General features: G+C 34.5%; 15 protein-coding genes. 9 read left to right on the forward strand and 6 right to left on the reverse strand.

The features are described 5' to 3' along the window. Window positions 1-1653: a S8 family serine peptidase gene (locus tag FHK87_RS10400; protein ID WP_140592613.1), complete on the forward strand. Its 1653-nt coding sequence runs from the start codon at window positions 1-3 to the stop codon at window positions 1651-1653. Window positions 1654-1692: 39 nt separating this feature from the next. Further along, window positions 1693-2853, forward strand: coding sequence for a mycothiol transferase (locus FHK87_RS10405; RefSeq protein ID WP_140592614.1), 1161 nt, complete (start codon window positions 1693-1695; stop codon window positions 2851-2853). 43 nt (window positions 2854-2896) lie between these two features. On the opposite strand, the gene nadD is transcribed toward FHK87_RS10405, so the two are convergent. Genes nadD through FHK87_RS10420 form a run of 3 tightly spaced genes read right to left on the reverse strand, consistent with a single transcriptional unit; the run spans window position 2897 to window position 4966 of the window. Next, on the reverse strand, window positions 2897-3478 hold the full coding sequence (gene nadD / locus FHK87_RS10410; protein ID WP_140592615.1) for a nicotinate (nicotinamide) nucleotide adenylyltransferase: 582 nt from the start codon (window positions 3476-3478) through the stop codon (window positions 2897-2899). Between the two features lie 57 nt (window positions 3479-3535). Then, complete coding sequence (gmk, locus tag FHK87_RS10415) at window positions 3536-4108, reverse strand: guanylate kinase (protein ID WP_140592616.1); 573 nt, start codon at window positions 4106-4108, stop codon at window positions 3536-3538. Continuing rightward, on the reverse strand, window positions 4109-4966 hold the full coding sequence (locus FHK87_RS10420; protein ID WP_140592617.1) for a YicC/YloC family endoribonuclease: 858 nt from the start codon (window positions 4964-4966) through the stop codon (window positions 4109-4111). A 183-nt stretch (window positions 4967-5149) separates the two neighbouring features. On the opposite strand from FHK87_RS10420, the gene FHK87_RS10425 reads away from it, so the two are divergent. Both FHK87_RS10425 and FHK87_RS10430 read left to right on the forward strand, forming a co-directional pair. Continuing rightward, the gene (locus FHK87_RS10425) at window positions 5150-5941 is read left to right on the forward strand and encodes a zinc metalloprotease (RefSeq protein WP_140592618.1); all 792 of its coding nucleotides are present in this window, start codon (window positions 5150-5152) and stop codon (window positions 5939-5941) included. Window positions 5942-6179: 238 nt separating this feature from the next. Next, window positions 6180-6971 carry a zinc metalloprotease gene (locus FHK87_RS10430; RefSeq protein WP_140592619.1) on the forward strand — a complete coding sequence of 264 codons (792 nt, stop codon included), beginning with the start codon at window positions 6180-6182 and terminating at the stop codon, window positions 6969-6971. 72 nt (window positions 6972-7043) lie between these two features. Here FHK87_RS10430 and FHK87_RS10435 read toward each other — a convergent pair whose 3' ends face one another. The 3 genes from FHK87_RS10435 to FHK87_RS10445 are packed head-to-tail and all read right to left on the reverse strand — an operon-like array spanning window position 7044 to window position 11285. Further along, window positions 7044-7592, reverse strand: a complete 549-nt coding sequence (locus FHK87_RS10435) for a GNAT family N-acetyltransferase (protein WP_140592620.1) — start codon at window positions 7590-7592, stop codon at window positions 7044-7046. Window positions 7593-7595: 3 nt separating this feature from the next. Further along, the gene (locus tag FHK87_RS10440; RefSeq protein WP_226294182.1) at window positions 7596-8147 is read right to left on the reverse strand and encodes a CopD family protein; all 552 of its coding nucleotides are present in this window, start codon (window positions 8145-8147) and stop codon (window positions 7596-7598) included. Continuing rightward, entirely contained in the window at window positions 8148-11285 is a 3138-nt protein-coding gene (locus FHK87_RS10445) for a WD40/YVTN/BNR-like repeat-containing protein (protein WP_140592621.1), read from the reverse strand. A gap of 229 nt (window positions 11286-11514) precedes the next feature. On the opposite strand from FHK87_RS10445, the gene FHK87_RS10450 reads away from it, so the two are divergent. The 5 genes from FHK87_RS10450 to FHK87_RS10470 all read left to right on the forward strand — a co-directional run bounded on the left by FHK87_RS10450 (window position 11515) and on the right by FHK87_RS10470 (window position 17679). Next, window positions 11515-12540 (forward strand): helix-turn-helix domain-containing protein, encoded by a 1026-nt coding sequence (locus FHK87_RS10450; RefSeq protein WP_140592622.1) that lies wholly within the window; start codon window positions 11515-11517, stop codon window positions 12538-12540. Between the two features lie 221 nt (window positions 12541-12761). Beyond that, the gene (locus tag FHK87_RS10455; protein ID WP_140592623.1) at window positions 12762-15413 is read left to right on the forward strand and encodes a T9SS type B sorting domain-containing protein; all 2652 of its coding nucleotides are present in this window, start codon (window positions 12762-12764) and stop codon (window positions 15411-15413) included. Window positions 15414-15495: 82 nt separating this feature from the next. Further along, a complete protein-coding gene (locus FHK87_RS10460) occupies window positions 15496-16668 on the forward strand; it encodes a PQQ-dependent sugar dehydrogenase (RefSeq protein ID WP_140592624.1) in 1173 nt (390 codons plus the stop codon). A 13-nt stretch (window positions 16669-16681) separates the two neighbouring features. Next, on the forward strand, window positions 16682-17239 hold the full coding sequence (locus FHK87_RS10465) for an NUDIX hydrolase (RefSeq protein ID WP_140592625.1): 558 nt from the start codon (window positions 16682-16684) through the stop codon (window positions 17237-17239). Window positions 17240-17256: 17 nt separating this feature from the next. After that, entirely contained in the window at window positions 17257-17679 is a 423-nt protein-coding gene (locus FHK87_RS10470) for a nuclear transport factor 2 family protein (protein ID WP_140592626.1), read from the forward strand. Window positions 17680-17699: the final 20 nt, after the last annotated feature.

Here is a 17699-nt window from a genome sequence, read left to right on the forward strand (position 1 = left end):
ATGAAAAACAGTTTTATACTACTATTGGTTATTATCATTTTTACTAGTTGTAAAAAAACAGAAGAAAGGCAGTTTGTAGAAATTGATAGCATCATACCCAAGGCAATAGCCCTATCAGAAGAGCAACAAAAAAATTGGCAATACAAAGACATTATCAACGATACAATTCCTGGTATTAGTTTAAACAAAGCTTATAATAAAATAATCAAGAATAGAAGAGGAGAAGAAATTATTGTAGCTGTTTTGGACACTGATCCAGATATTAATCACGAAGATTTAATTAATAATATATGGATTAATAAAGATGAAATACCAAACAATAATATTGATGATGATGGTAATGGTTATATAGATGATATAAATGGATGGAATTTTGTAAGTAATGCTAAAGGAAATTCTTTGACATATGTACAAATGGAAGAAACTCGTATTTTGTCAAAATATAACAATTACTTTGAGGCTCTTGATGTGATCAGTAAAAAGGATAAAGAAAAATATGAATTATTTAAGAAAGCTGACTCCTCATATAGATCTATTATAAAAGAAACTAAAAATTCAATTAGTAAATATCATAAGTATAAAACAATAAGACAAAGGGCTTTCAAAATAGTTTCAGAATTTTTGTCAGATACAATAATTACTATTGAGAAGTTAGATAAAATTAAAACATCAGATTCAATAATTATAAAAAACACCAAGATTCTAAATCATGCAATCAAAAAAAACTTTGATGATGATTATTTTAATAAATTAATAAGAGAAAAGGATAGTATTCTAGAGTTTTGTATGAATATTAATTACGATACTAGGATAAGAATTAATGATGATCAAGATGATATTACAGATAAGAAATATGGAAGCCCTTACTTATCTCAAAATATAAACAAACTTAAGCATTCTACCGCTATGTCTGGTATGATTGCGGCAGATAGAACTAATAAAATAGGGCTTAAGGGTGTTACCAATAATGTAAAGATTATGCCCTTATACTTCACAGCAATTGGAGATTATACTGATAAAGACTTATCATTAGCAATCAAATATGCTGTAGACAATGGGGCAAAAATTATAAATTTAAGTCAAGGAAAAAGCTTTTCTTTGAATCAAAATTGGGTAGAAAGAGCAATTAAATACGCAGAATCTAAAAATGTTCTTATAGTGAAAGCGGCTGGGAATGATAATCTTAATATAGATAAAAGTGATTGGTTTCCTAAAGATCAAATTGGGAAAAATGGTAAAGAATTTGTTCAAAATGTAATAACTGTAGGAGCTAGTACATTTTTTTTAAATAGTAAATTAAAAAATAACTCTTCTAACTATGGAAAAAATAATGTAGATCTTTTCGCACCTGGATATAAGGTAAAGGCTCTTAAGCCTAAAAACCAATATGGCATAGCTAGTGGAAGCTCATATTCAACAGCTATAGTATCCGGAGTAGCCGCATTGATACGATCACATCACCCTGATTTAAGTGCATTTGAAGTTAAAGATATCCTTATGAAATCTGGAGTTTCTTATGATATTGATGTAGAGATCAAACAAGAAGATGGGAGTAAAAAACTAGTTCCTTTTTCTGAGCTTTCTAAATCAGGAAAAATTGTAAACGCTTATAATGCTTTACTTATGGCAGAACAAATTTCAAAATCAAAATAATTTTTTTCGCCTCTTGGCAAACATATAAACATAATATAAATGACACCAACACACTCTACTAAAATTATAAGCCTAATCTCTATACTTGTTTTGAGTATATCTGTATATGCACAAAAGACAACACGTCCTATAGAAAGAGAATGGACCTCATTTGTGCAGATCATCCCTGTGAAAACAGATAAAAAAGTAGATTTTAAACTACAGGCAGATGTAAAAGTAGTAGCGCAAGATGATAAAGGTAATGCCGGTTTATGGGTACGTGTAGACAATACAAATGGAGAGTCTGGTTTTTTTGACAATATGAATGATAGGCCTATAACTTCTTCTGAATGGAAAACATATACAATAGAGGGGTCTATGGATCAAAATGCTTCTACAGTTAATTTTGGAGGGATCTGCGTACTTAACGGGGATTTTTATTTTGATAATGTTAAGTTTTTTACTAAAAATGAACAAGGCATTTATGAACCATTAGAAATTAAAAACCCGGGATTTGAGGAACAAGTTATCAATCAAGACGAAGTACCCAATTGGCTTAGAGGAATACGTAAAGATAGAACAGTAAGAATCAAAGGGTTTACCTATCAATCTACAAAAGACAAGACAGAGGGGAAATATGGACTACTTATTACAGGTAAAAATGTAAAAAAAGATTCTACACGCTATATCAACGCATCACAAGAATATACCCCCCAAATCGGTACACTAGTCTCTATGTTGAACAATCTGAGCAAACGAGTAGAAAGAGTTGTACAAAACCTCGATCAAAGAGAACTTGATCATCTTATGGATGAAAAAGCAAACAGAATAGGGGCGCTACTTATGCATCTAGCTGCGACAGAAGTATATTATCAAGCCTATACTTTTGAGAATAGAGGGTTTAATGAAGAAGAAAAGAAAAAATGGGGTGTAGCACTTTCATTGGGAGAAGATGCCCGAGCACAAATAAAAGGTCATGATGTAGACTATTATCTCAACCAATATAAAGAGGTAAGGAAAAAAACATTAGAAGAACTCAAAAAACGTAATGACGATTGGCTTACACAAGGAGCATCTGATGCGGCGTATAGTAATTATCACTACAACTGGTTTCATGTAATGGAGCATCAGTCTAGCCACTTAGGGCAAATCTTATTACTCAAAAAGCGTATCCCAAAGGAGAATACTATTAAACTGCCCGAAGACAAAGTAGATCAATAATACTGCTGTGTATCTAAAATCAAAAACAAGGAAAATGATATTTTTATTTATAAAAATTCATTTCATCAATATATTCCCAAACGGCTTCTGGTAGTAGCGGCCTTATGTTTTTGTGATTTGCAATAGCTTTTCGGATAAATGTTGATGAGATTTCCATAATAGGAGCATCAATGCTATGGATGTTAGGATGATTGCTAAATTGAGTTTTGATCTCACCCTCTGCAATACGTGGATATACATAAATATCATGATGTTCTAGAATCACCTCATAATTTTTCCACTTATGAAAACTTTTTAAGTTATCCTCTCCCATAATCAGACTAAACGTATATTCAGGGTATTTTTCTTGCAAGTAGGCTAGGGTGTCTACTGTATAATTGGGTTGTTTTAGCTTAAATTCGATATCACTGGGTTGTAATCTTGGATATTGTTGCGTAGCACGATATACCATCTCATAGCGATGATGGTTATCTAGTAAAGAACTCTTTTTTTTGTGTGGATTATGTGGTGTTACGACCATCCAAAGCGCATCGAGATCAGAAAACTCTGCCATATGATTTGCTATGGCAAGGTGCCCTATATGAATGGGGTTAAAGGTTCCAAAATACAATCCAACTTTTTTCATGAAAAACTGATTTTTGATCTTAAGGACTTTAGGATTGCCGTTTCTTTATACATGTTTTTATCCTAAAAGAAACTTTCTAACGAGTTGATATACTTCTTGTTTTGCTTTTTCAAGGTCGTCATTAGTAACAATAGCATCAAATTGTGGTGCAGTAGCCATTTCTGTAGAAGCTTTGGCTACGCGCATATTGATTTTGTCTTCAGACTCTGTCTTGCGTTTTTTGAGACGTATCTTTAACTCCTCGATACTCGGTGGCTTTACAAATACGGCAAGTGTGCGATCAGGATAAATTCTTTTGATATCCAGACCTCCAACAACATCAATATCAAAAATTACATGTTTACCATTATCCCATAGTCGTTGTACTTCTGTTTTCAACGTACCGTAGAAGTTATCACGGTAGACTTCTTCCCACTCAAGAAACTCGTCTGACTTGATTTTGTCTTTGAACTCTCTAAGGGATAAGAAATAGTAATCTTTACCATGTATTTCTCCTGATCGAGGTTCTCGAGAAGCTGCAGAAATAGAGAATCCAAGATTTAACTCTTCTTGATTAAGCAAGTATTTGACTAAAGTCGTTTTTCCACTTCCTGAAGGTGCAGAAAGTACAATAAGCTTTCCCTGATTCATTTACAATACGTTTAGTAATTGTTCCTTTATTTTTTCAAGCTCATCTTTCATCTGCACGACCAACTGTTGCATTGGTGCATAATTTGATTTGCTACCTATAGTATTGATCTCTCGTCCGATCTCCTGGCTGATAAAACCTAATTTTTTTCCATTAGAATCGGCAGAGTTTAGGGTAGTTGTAAAATATTCTAAATGATTAGACAATCGAACTTTTTCTTCTGTAATGTCAAATTTTTCCAGATAGTAGATAAGTTCTTGTTCAAAACGGTTCTGATCTACTTCTTCTTTTAATTCTGAAACGGCTTTTTGTAATCGTTCTCTCACTGCTTTTATACGCTCCGGATCTATTTCAATCACTTTTTTGAGTAAGTTTTCTATATTGTTGATCCTGATATTGAAATCCTTTTCTAAGGCTTTTCCCTCGTCAACTCTATAGTTTTCTATTTCGACCAATGCAGCGTCAAGCTCATTTTTGATAGCAGTAAACTCTTCTTCATTGATCTCTTCTCGTTCTGTTTTTAAAGCATCAGGCATGCGAACCGCCATTTTCATCAATTCTGTAGTATCCGCTTGATGCACATTGCTTAATTGCTTAATATATTCTTTTACAATCACTTCGTTGACTCTGGTGGTTGTTTCTTCACCTGTAATCTCTACATACAATCCAAAATCTATTTTACCTCTCACTAGACTTTTGGCGATGGTATTTCGCATTTCTAGCTCTTTTTCGCGGTATTGCGATGGGATTCTAGCATTTATATCCAGGTTTTTGCTGTTTAAAGATTTAACCTCGATTGTTACTTTTTTGGAAGGGAGCTGTAAAATGGACTTCCCAAAACCAGTCATAGATTTGATCATAGAATTGTTATAAAAGGTGGCGCGAAGATACGGAAAAGTGATAAGATCAAAATCTAAACCTAGAAATGAAATTTTATTTACTTAAGTTAATTTTTTGAAAATACATGTAAAAAATGGCTAATTATTAACACTTTTTGAAAAAAATAATAATTAGTTTCATGATTCAACTTAAATATATTAATTATGAAAATTTTCAAATTTTCTATACTGATGCTATTGGCAATCAGTGTAGTTCGGTGCTCTGATGATGCCGAAAATGATCTTCAACAAGACAATGCAATTACACAACAGAGTGTGCCACTCGAAGTTTTGTCAAAGTTAGAAAGTATGGGTTTCGATATGGATAAAACATCTGTAATACCTGAAGAAGGAGGGTATGTTGTAGACGGTGATATTTTTATTACCGAAGAAACCCTTCAAGAAGAGATCAGCTCAAAACAAGCTTTTATAACAATTATGAATTGTAATAGAGCTGGAAACATCCGTATTCAGAATGCTTTGGGTAACAATGCCGCAGGAAGAGGTTTTCAAAGAGGTGTTAATCTATGGAACAATGTCAATGGAACAACCCTGCGTTTGATTCCTGTAACTAGTAACCCTGATATTTTGGTTCGCCTATCTAATCCCGGAGAGATCGGCGGATGGGGTCGAGGAGAATTCCCAAGTAATGGTGTAGAAGGAGGTTTGATTTTATTAAACCTTAATGAGCCTAGTATCGATGGAGACCCTGTAACGGATAGAGAATGGGGAAATATATTAGCTCATGAAATTGGTCATAACATTGGATTTCTTCATGTTGAACAAGAGTTTTTTGGAACAGCAGTCCCTGGGACACCGTTTGGTAGTGATCCTAATTCAATCATGACTTCTGGATCAAACCCTAGTGTCGTATTTAATGCAAACGATGTTTCGAATTTTGATAAAGTAGCTGTACAACGTATGTATAGTAATAATAGTAATCGATTGTGTAGATAAGATCCATTTATCTTAAAAACCTAAAGAATGAAAACTGCCTTTTCGAAAAGGCAGTTTTTTTATGTCTACTTTTTGGATAAGGTACATCGTTTTTTTTAACCAAAATTCTAGAAAATGTTAACATTTTTTGTGTATAAGCACCTCTATTTCACAAAAAAACACATATATATAAATTTGATTAACTGATTTTTATAAAAATTTTTAGTTAAATTTATGGCTCAACTTAAATATACTAATTATGAAAATTTTCAAATTTTCTATGCTGATGCTATTAGCAATCAGTGTGGTTCGGTGTTCTGATGATGCCGAAAATGATCTTCAACAAGACAACGCAATTACACAACAGAGTGTGCCACTCGAAGTTTTATCAAAGCTAGAAAGTATGGGTTTTGATATGAATAAAACATCTGTGATACCTGAAGATGGAGGGTATGTTGTAGACGGTGATATTTTTATTACCGAAGAAACCCTTCAAGAAGGGATCAGCTCAAAACAAGCTTTTTTCGGGATTGTTAATTGTAATAGGGCAGGAAACATCCGTATTCAGAATGCTTTGGGTAACAATGCTGCAGGAAGAGGCTTTCAGAGAGGTATTGATCTGTGGAACAATGTCAATAGAACAACGCTGCGTCTGATTCCTGTGACTAGTAACCCTGATATTTTGGTTCGCTTATCTAATCCCGGAGAGATCGGCGGATGGGGTCGAGGAGAATTTCCAAGTAATGGTGTAGAAGGAGGTTTGATTTTATTAAACCTTAATGAGCCTAGTATCGATGGAGATCCTGTAACGGATAGAGAATGGGGAAATATATTAGCTCATGAAATTGGTCATAACATTGGATTTCTTCATGTTGAACAAGAGTTTTTTGGAACAGCAGTCCCTGGGACACCGGTTGGTAGTGACCCTAATTCAATCATGACTTCTGGATCAAACCCTAGTGTCGTATTTAATGCAAATGACGTTTCTAGATTTGATAAAAGAGCCGTAAGACGCATGTATAGTAATAGAAATAATAGATTATGTCAGTAAGAATTCATTGACAATCAATAAAAATTAAAACTGCCCTTTTTTAAAAAAGGGCAGTTTTTTTATCGTAAATCATTAAGAAACCGCTTTGGTCATCGTAAGTTTGTCTAGATAGTTATCATTTTCAAAAAAGAAACCTTGTATGTGACCTGTTTCTTTAAAACCCATTTTTTTGTATAATGCGATCCCTGAAGTATTAGTAGCATATACTTCTAGCCAAACTAATCTGAGGATTTCATTTTTTTGCGCCCAGTCTAATACATGCTGTAGTAATAGTGTGCCGATTCCTTGATTGTGGTAGTTGGTATGCACTCCCATACCAATTACAGCAGTATGTTGCATTTTTTTGCGGGTGTTTCCTGTGAGGTCAATGTTTCCCACAAGAGTATTATTATGCGCTGCTACCAGAAGTAGACTGTTGTTTTGACTTTGATACCTTTTAATTAATTTTTCTTCTTCAACAATATCATTAGGATATTCATAATCAAATAAAGGAATAGTGCTTGTGTTCTTTAAATATTGTAGTTTGAGTTCTAGTAGTTGCTCTGCATCTTGTGGCACAGCTTCTCTCACCAAAATAGATTGGTCAAATTTGGTATGATATGTTTTTGATCTAAAACTCAAAAATTAAGCATCTGGGTTTTTGGTTCTTATTCTTTTGTATAGTTTAATCCCCAGCATGAGTAAAATAGAAAGTACAATAATACCAATCACCCCATACACCCAATTTACAGCATCGCGCACAATAACAAGAAAGATTACAGAGAACAAAATAATAGTGGACCCTTCATTCCAAATACGCATTTGATTAGAGGACCACTTAATAATATCTTGTTGTAATTGTTTGTAAATCTGATGAGATTTTAAATGGTATGCAAACAGTAATAGCACAAAACCAAGTTTTACGTGCATCCAGGGTTGTTTTAGCCAATCAGGAATCAATAGCAATAACCAAATAGCAAATAGGGTGGCCAGAATAGCAGAAGGCCAGGTAATAATGAACCAAAGCCTTTTTGCCATTAATTTAAGTTGTTTTCCTAGTATTTCTTTATCGGGAGAAGGTTTTTGAAAAGCTTCTATCTGATACACAAACAGCCTCGGAATATAAAATAACCCTGCGAACCATGTAATCACAAAGATCAGGTGCAGGGATTTTATATAGTCGTAATATTCGATCATTTATTCTTCTACAAAAAGATAATTAAGTTGCAAGGTATTAAACGTAGTATTAAATTCTTTGATTTCTTTTGAAATTAATTGATCAAATGCCGTTAATTGTTTTTCAATTTGTGCGGTCAACTCATTTTTTACCGCGATATCCTGTTCTGTCGGTCCAAAATCACCCATACCTACTAGTGAGTTAAGGTGTCCAAGTTTATTGGTAAGCTTAATCGGAAAATTCAAAGGATCTTGATTACTTCTATTTTTGGTTTGATACAATGCTTTTTCGATATTACCAAATTGTTCTTGTAGCTCTTTTGCTTTTGTAACAAGATCTGTCGTTCTGGTATCATCTTTATATTGTTTTTGAAAAGCCTTTAATTGTGTATTGATCTTTCTAATCTTCTTTATAGATTGATGGGCTCTGTCTACAACGGTATTCACACTAGTAATAAAATCATATTGCATTTGCATTTGTCCTAGTGTTGCTTCGGCTCTTGGGTCTGGTAGGATTTTAAATGTTTTTTTGGATACTTCTTTTCCATTGATACCTAAACTTACCTGATAGTTTCCGGGAACAGCTTTTGGCCCATCTAGATTTGCCCACCATAGGATCATGCCTTTTAATTTTTCTGCTCCATCACCGCGTAGGTTCCAAGAAAATAGATTAGCTCCCTTTTTTGCTTCAATTTTATCCTTTTTTTCTTTTGCAGCAGTGCTGAAGGATTTTATAGTATCATTTTTTGTGTTGAAGTATGTTAGCGAAAGGGTATCTTTTTTAGCATCAAAATCTTTTACATAAAAATACGTCATCACACCATCGGGATGATTTGTACCTGATGCTTTGGTATTTTTGGCTTGCGTACCAGCCATACGATAGGTGTCTTTTGGCTGAAACAGGATATATTCTTTTGATTTGAAGGTATCACTTAATTGATGCAGAACGGTTAAGTCATCAATAATCCATAGGCTTCGCCCTTGAGTGGCTACGATGAGATTGTTATTTTTTATCGTAAGATCAGTGATAGGTACGATAGGCAGATTTAATTGAAAAGGCTGCCATGTGCTCCCATCATTGAAAGAAATGTACATTCCGGTTTCTGTACCTGCGTATAGTAACCCTTTTTTCTTTGGATCTTCACGAAGTACTCGAGTAAAATGCTCAGATTCGATTCCAGTTGTGATTTTTGTCCATGTCTTACCGTAATCAGTGGTTTTATAAAGATAAGGAGCAAAATCTCCTGATTTGTATCGTGTTCCTGCAATGTAACACGTGCCCGGATCAAAAGCACTGGGTTCTATACTATTGATCATCATCCACTCGGGCATACCCTTGGGCGTTACATTGTTCCATGTGTTTCCACCATCTTGACTTACATGTACTAATCCATCATCACTTCCTACCCATAGTACTCCTTCTTTCATTGGGCTTTCTGCAGCAGCAAAAATGGTACAATAATATTCTACAGAGGTATTATCCTGTGTAATAGGTCCACCAGAAGACTTTTGCTTTTCTGAATCATTACGGGTAAGGTCGGGGCTGATTACTTTCCAGCTTTGTCCTTCATTTTCGGTAACATGAACACGATTAGAGAACGTATATAATCGATTAGGGTTATGTTTTGAAAACATGATAGGAAAATTCCATTGAAATCTGTATTTCATATCTTCGGCTCCATGTCCCATAGGATTATCAGGCCATACACTTATAGACCTAATGGTTTCTGTTTTATGATTGACACGGGTAAGAAAGCCATCGTAACTTCCACCATAAACGATGTCATTATCTTCGGGATCTACTGCAATATGTGCAGATTCTCCACCCGCAGTGCGTTCCCAGTGTTCTTCAGAAATTGATGAACCTGTGCTTCTATGTTGAATTCTAATTGTTGAATTGTCTTGTTGTGCAGCATAAATACGATATGGGAAATGATTGTCTGTTGTCACCCGATAAAACTGTGATGTAGGTTGATTGTGATACGTACTCCATGTCTCGCCACCATCATATGTGATTTGAGCCCCACCGTCGTCTCCTATAACCATACGTTTGGGATTTTCTGGTGCGATCCACAAATCATGATGATCTCCATGAGGGGCACGATAGCTGCTAAAGTTTTTCCCGCCATCTTTACTTTTGTGGTATGATACATTTACCACATAGACTACGTCTATATCTTGTGGGTCGGCATATATTCTGGTATAGTACCATGCACGTTGCCTCAAGCTACGTTCACTATTCAAAAGAGCCCATGTTGTGCCACCATCATCACTACGATATACTCCTCCCTTATCTTTGTGTTCTACGATTGCCCAAACACGATCACTATTTACAGGAGATACGGTTACTCCAATAATACCAAGAGTATCTTTTGCAAATCCTTTGTTTGTTGAAATCTCATTCCATGTCTTTCCGCTATCGGTACTTTTCCATAATGCAGATCCTTTACCACCAGAACTCAAACTGTAGGGAGTTCTTCGGGCATTCCATGTAGAAGCATATAAGATTCTGGGGTTATTGGGATCGAGAGTAAGATCAACAGCCCCGGCATCTTGGTTGGCAAACAATACTTTTTTCCATGTTTTACCACCATCAATAGTTTTATAGACTCCTCGTTCTTCTGTAGATTTATAGATGTTTCCTAGTACGGCAGCATAAGCAATATCCGGATTATCAGGATGAATACTAATTCTGGGAATATGCCTGCTTTTGGGTAATCCTGCGGCTGTCCATGTTTTGCCTGCATCTACACTTTTCCATACACCATAACCAGAAGAGACATTTCCGCGCAGGGTTTTTTCGCCACCCCCTACATAGATAACATTTGGATCACTTTTGGATACCGTGATCGAACCGATAGATCCTCCAAAAAAACCATCAGAAATATTACCCCATGTACGGCCCCCATCTGTAGTTTTCCATACGCCGCCTCCGGTAGCTCCAAAGTAAAATAAATTAGGCTTGCCGGGTACTCCTGTTACCGCAGCACTTCGCCCTCCTCGAAAAGGACCAATTAGTCTATATTCTAATGCATCATAAAGTGTTTCAGAATATAAAGGAGAGGTAGTTTTTGATTTTTTGTTTTGTGCAGTAAGTGTAGAAATACAAAGAAGAAAAATAAGTGATAACACACCTAGCTTAAGAATAGATTTATGCATTGTGTTGCGTGATTGAATTAATTTAATCTTTAAATGTATCGATATTTTAAGTAAAAAAATGTGTTTTTAGCATTTCATTAGATAATTTGAAAAAAATATTAAAAGAAAACAAAGTCAAAGAGTAGTTTTTATGTGATTTCTCTCAGTTATCGAGAAGGGGTATTGGGAGGATTTAGATTATGAATTTCTTATAGTGGTATAAAAGTTCTTTTTTATATTTTTGACTACTATGCTACAAAAAGGATTTATATTAGTACTTAGTTGTCTTGGAGTGTTTCAAGCACTTTTTCTGTGTATATACTTGTTTTCCCTTCAAAAAGGAAACCGTCTTGCTAATAGATTGTTGGCACTGGTCTTGTTAGGGCTAACGATACGTATCGGGAAGTCTATCTTTCATAATTATATAGCTTTAGACCCTCGTATCAGAAACCTTGCTATTGCTGCTATTCTAACAGTGGGGCCTTTTTTGTGGTGGTATGGCAAAGCACTTTTTCAAAAAGACTTTTCTATTTCCAAAAAACAGTTTATTCACCTGATTCCCTTTGCAATATATGTGTTGTGCAGCCCCATTATTCCTAATCAGGGAGATGTACTTTCTTCTATAGCCTATTTTTCTGTGTTTTTACATTTTGGGGTATACATTTTCATCAGTTATCGATATGCATTACAACAAAAAAATACAAGTAATGTAAAATTGAAAACATGGTATAATAGAATTGTGATAGGAGTAAGCGTTACTTGGTTTTTGTATGTTGGAATTTTTTTCGGGTTTATTCCGTTTTATATCTTAGGAGCAATTTCTTTTTCATTTTTGGTATACATGTTTTCTTATCTTTTATTAAAACGACATGTATTTGCGCTCGAAAAATATAGGAGTTCTACTATTGACAGGGATGAATCACAAAAATTGCTCAGCTCTTTAAAATTATTATTCGAGAATGAAGAAATTTATTTACAACAGACCATTTCTTTGCAAATAATAGCCAAAAAATTATCAATATCACCAAGACAATTATCACAAGTCATTAATGAGAACGAGGATAAGAATTTTTCTGAATTTGTAAATTATTATCGCATTCAAAAAGCAAAAAAGATGCTTGTTGATTCTAGTTATATTTCTGAAAAAATAGCGACCATAGCATATGATTGTGGTTTTGGAAATGTAACATCTTTTAACCTTGCTTTTAAAAAAGAAACAAAATATACGCCATCACAGTACAAGAAACAGTTTTGTTTGAATGGTTGTCAAGTATGATAGAGTATAAATAATCAACTTGGCAATAAAATTTTAGGATCTACAAAAAATATAATTTCAACTAATTAGTTATGTATTAAAAAATACTCCTGTCTTGAATAGCACAGGATAATTTTTTTAAAATATGATTTCTACCCTGTATTTTTTAAGATGATGCCATTGCGGTATTAGTATTTTATGTTATCAATTTGTAAAGAATGAGAATTTGAGAACCAAATATCATGACAAAACGATTTCTGCAATTAAATAATGATACAGAATCTTATGTATGTAAAAAATATGCCCTTGCCCTACTAGGGTTTGTTATTTGGCTATGCAGTACTTGTATATCAAAAGGATATGCTCAGGATGTTGATAATGATGGTGTTATAGATATAAGAGATCTTGATGATGATAATGATGGGATTAAAGATAGTGACGAGGATATTTGTGTAAAAGCGAATGCAGATGATGGTATTTTTACAGGGCCAACAACTAGTGCAATTACTTGGGATTTTTCTACAGGAGAGCGACGTCCTTTTTCTTTGCCCAATGTAGAAATTGGAGATTTGTTTACTGTAAACCCAACTTCTTTTATACGTAAATCAGGAGACTATTTTTTTACAATAAACTTTTCTAATCCAGTACCTGCAAGTGAGATTGTATTGATCATATTTGATTATGATCGTACAGGGTCAATCAATTTTGAAGTTACTAGTGGCACAGCTACTAGTAGAGATTTTATTGCCAGAAGATACAATAATGAAAATTTGCTTACATATGATTCTAATACAGGAGAGTTGACCAGAACATCTCCTACCAGTGTTGTAAATCCCTCAGAAGGTATTGCTTTGCAAGGCCAAGGAAATAATATTGTAAGTCAGATTACAATTCGCACAAACAGGCTATCGTCTGGAGATCAGATAGGATATTTTATAACGACACCACCGTATTGTGATGATGATAATGATGGGGTTATCAATAGCAGAGACCTTGATAGTGATAATGATGGAATCTATGATACTGTAGAAGCAGGTGGGATTTTATCTTCTTCTGGTTCAGGGAGAGCACAAGATGATAATGACAACACAGATAATACCGGAAATATAGGGATTCCTACAAGTGCAGGTTCTGGGCTTGTACCTATTGCAACTACTACGGGTATTTCTAACCATCTTAATATAGATAGTGATGGGGATCGTTGTAATGATACTTCTGAAGCAGGATTTACAGACGATGATTATGATGGTATCTTAGGCCCTAGTCCCGTTGTTGTAGATGCAAATGGAATTGTAACTAGTGCAAGTGATGGTTATACGAATCCTAATATGGCATATATAGATGATACTATTACAACTATTTGTAATACAAGTATCACGATCAATCAGCCTATAGCGATAGATGATATTATTAATGCCACAGAAGCAAGTACAATTAGCGTTACAGGAACTACAACGGGAGCTATAGCTGGACAACCGATTACACTCACCTTTACTGATGCGGTTTCAAATAGTGTAATAGTTAATACTTCAGTAGCTTCAGATGGTAGTTGGATAGCTTCAAACATTGACCTAACCAATTTAAATGATGGTATAATTACCATTTCAGGAATAGTAGTAAATCAATTCAGTTTCACTGATAATGATGCAATACAAGTTGAACTTGACATGACAGACCCAGTGGTTGATAGTTTTATTACAAATAATTTTACTCCCATACTAGTAGGTAATGATAAACCTAATATGCTTATAACAATTTTGGTAAGCGAAGAAAATAATACTATTCCTATTGCAACTTACTCTACCGTTACAGATACAGATGGTAATTGGAGTATAAATACAAATACCATTATTCCGGCAAGTGGTGTGTTCCCGGATCTTTCTGACAATGATATCATCAAAATTTCTGCTACTGATAATGCAGGAAATACAGGAATAGGGTTTGTTACGATAGATATAACGACTCCCGAAGCTGATAGTTTTACTTCTCCTATCATAAAACCTATACTGACCGGTTTTGGAGAACCCAATGAGACACTTACGATACAGATTAGCGTTAATAGTAACACGACTCCGCAAGCTACATATACTTTAATCACTGATAGTGATGGAGTATGGAGTATTGATACTAATCAAAACGTTCCTGTAAGCGGTGTTTTTCCAGACGTAGAAAATGGAGATATGATCAATGTACAAGTCAATGATATAGCAGGAAATACAGGAAACGGGGTTGTTTTGATAGATACTACTGATAGTGATGCAGATGGTTTGCCAGATTTAATTGAAGAAGTTGAGGGGAGCGATCCTTTTGATGCTTGTGATCCTAATCCTGCAGCTTTGCCTAATGGAGATTGTGACAGCGATACAGTGTTTAATCAATTTGAGATAGGTGATGACCCAGAAACATTGCAAGATACTGATGGTGACACTATTCCTGATATTATAGATGCAGATGATGATAATGACGATATCCCCACAGTAGAAGAAAACCCTGATCCTAATGGAGACGGAAATCCTGAAGATGCTGTAGATAGTAATGGTAATGGCGTGCCTGATTACCTCGAACCCAATACAATAGACCTAAATGCAGTAGATGGAATAACAGTATATGCTACGGTATCACCTAATGGAGATACGTTTAATGATGTTTTAGTCATTAGAGGTATCGAAAAATTTAAAAATAAAGTGACTATTTTTAACCGATGGGGTGTCAAAGTGTTTGACACTCAAAATTATGGTAGTGATCATAATTTTTTCTCTGGTATTGCCGAAGATAAAAATGTAATTGCTCAAAATGATGGTCTTCCGTCAGGGACTTATTATTATACGTTAGAATACACTCTTGATTCTGGTGTACAAAAGAAAAGAGCAGGATATTTTTATCTTAATAGATAATTTTCGTTTTAAAAATCATGTTTTTTAAAGAATTTTAAATAGATCCTTTAGACTTTGTGCTCGCAAATTCAAAAAAGGACAAATGTTCAGATACACTATTATTTTATTATTATTCTTGATAACGATAAGTTGTTATAAAGAAAAGAAACCCGATACACATTTTCTACAAACCTATCCAATCAAAAAAGTTGTTGTAGATAGCCTAAAACATCCTTGGAGTATGGCTTTTATAACAGAAGATGAGGTGCTGATCTCTGAAAAAGACGGAGCACTTCTAAAGGTAAATCTCTCTTCAAAACAAAAGACAATTATAAAAGGTTTTCCCAAAGATCTTACAGATAGTATTAGAGTGCAATACAGGGGAGATAATTCTGGTATTTTTGAGGTGCTTCTTGATCCGGATTTTAAAAATAATCAACAACTCTATATTTCTTATGCTGCAAAACAAGAGGGTGAAGGAAGTACAACCAAAGTCATTCGTGCACAGTTACAAAATGATTCGTTGCAAAATATCAAAACATTGATCGAAGCTGCTCCATATACCAAAGAGTATTTTCATTATGGAGGAGGAATGACCTTTGGTAAGGATGGCAAGTTATATGTAACTGTTGGAGAACGGTTATTTAAAGAGATAGACGAACCAGAATTGCCAATTGCTCAAGATATTACAGATACCAGAGGTAAAATTTATAGAATCAATGCGGATGGGAGTATTCCTAAAGATAATCCTGATTTTGGCAGTACTGCGGTGCAAGGGCTATATGCTGTGGGAATCAGAGCTGCACAAGGGATTACAGTTCACCCCAAAACAGGAAGCATCTGGTTTACAGAACATGGTACAAAACAGGGTGACGAGGTCAATATATTGCAATCAGGTGCAAATTATGGTTGGCCGATTATCACAACCGGAGGGTATCGTAGTAGAGATTATGTGCCACCTAATATTGAAGGAGCCGTTTTTACAAACCCTACTTGGTATTGGCGTCATACAGTAGCACCAACAGGACTGGTATTTTACACAGGAAATGAATTTCCTGAATGGAAAAACGATTTATTAATTACAGGTTTGAGTAGAGGTAGCTTTTGGAGATTTCGAATAGAAAATGACACTATAAAAAGTACAGAAGAATTATTTATCAACAGTCGTGTACGATCCAGGAAAGTTGTACAAAGCCCCAAAGGGAAACTCTATATGCTTACTGATGAAGATAATGGAAAAGTAATCAGGATTCAACCAAATAAACTTAAACAATAAACATTAAAAACAAATGCAACATTTACTAATCAAACTAATATTGGTTAACATCTATTGCTCTTTTTCTTGTTGTAAATTATCTGCTCAAGAGGCTGAAAAACCTTTAGACAACTATACAATCAAGAGATTGATCGTATATAATGATAAAGATCAAATAGCAATGGTGAACTATAGAGAAGTGTGGGATATTCCTCCTCTTAGGTATAATACATCCGAAACCTATAACGAATCGTTGGTGTCGCTGGCAAAAGCAATGGGGATTGAGATTTCAAAACCCAAACTAGCAGGAATTTTCTCTTTCAAATATGGATATACGAATAGAGCAGCGCTAAGAATGTTTTACACCGCTAGATTAAAAAAAGGAACATTAAAACCAAAAGACGGGTGGAACAAGGTGCGATGGATGCCAAAAAATGAAGTATTGGCACTTAAAGATCAAGATGTATATAGTTACATAGGTACAAAAGTGATTGAAGATACAACTACGCTTTGGGGAGGAGCATTCTACCTCTATAAAGAGAAAGATCAAGTCAAATATAAAATAACAGAAGAATTTTATCCTTTACGATAATCATAAAAATAAAAAACATGAATATTAAGCACATATGTTTATTACTAATTTGCATTGCAAATACTGCAATTGCACAATCAGATGAAGACCAAATAAAAAAAACAATTGATACCTATATCGAAGGAACTGCATACAATAATCCTGAGATGACAATGGAAGCGTTTTATAAAGATGCGAATCTTTTTTTAAGTCATAAAGATAAAGAGATATGGATTGTGCCAATCAAAGAATATGCTTCGTGGCTTGCAAAAAGAGAAAAAGGAAAATTTAATGGTAGAACGGGAAAAGTAATTGCAGTAGATGTTTCAAATGATATTGCTACTGCAAAAGCAGAAATTATGATGGATGACAAAAATTCAAAATTTATAGATATTTTTCTTCTTAAGAAGCTAAAAGGAAAGTGGAAGGTAATTAGTAAAGCTGCAACTAGAATAGAATAAACTTATTGTGTATTTTAGTA

The sequence above is a fragment of the Aquimarina algicola genome, assembly GCF_006443095.1.
Lineage (GTDB): Bacteria > Bacteroidota > Bacteroidia > Flavobacteriales > Flavobacteriaceae > Aquimarina > Aquimarina algicola.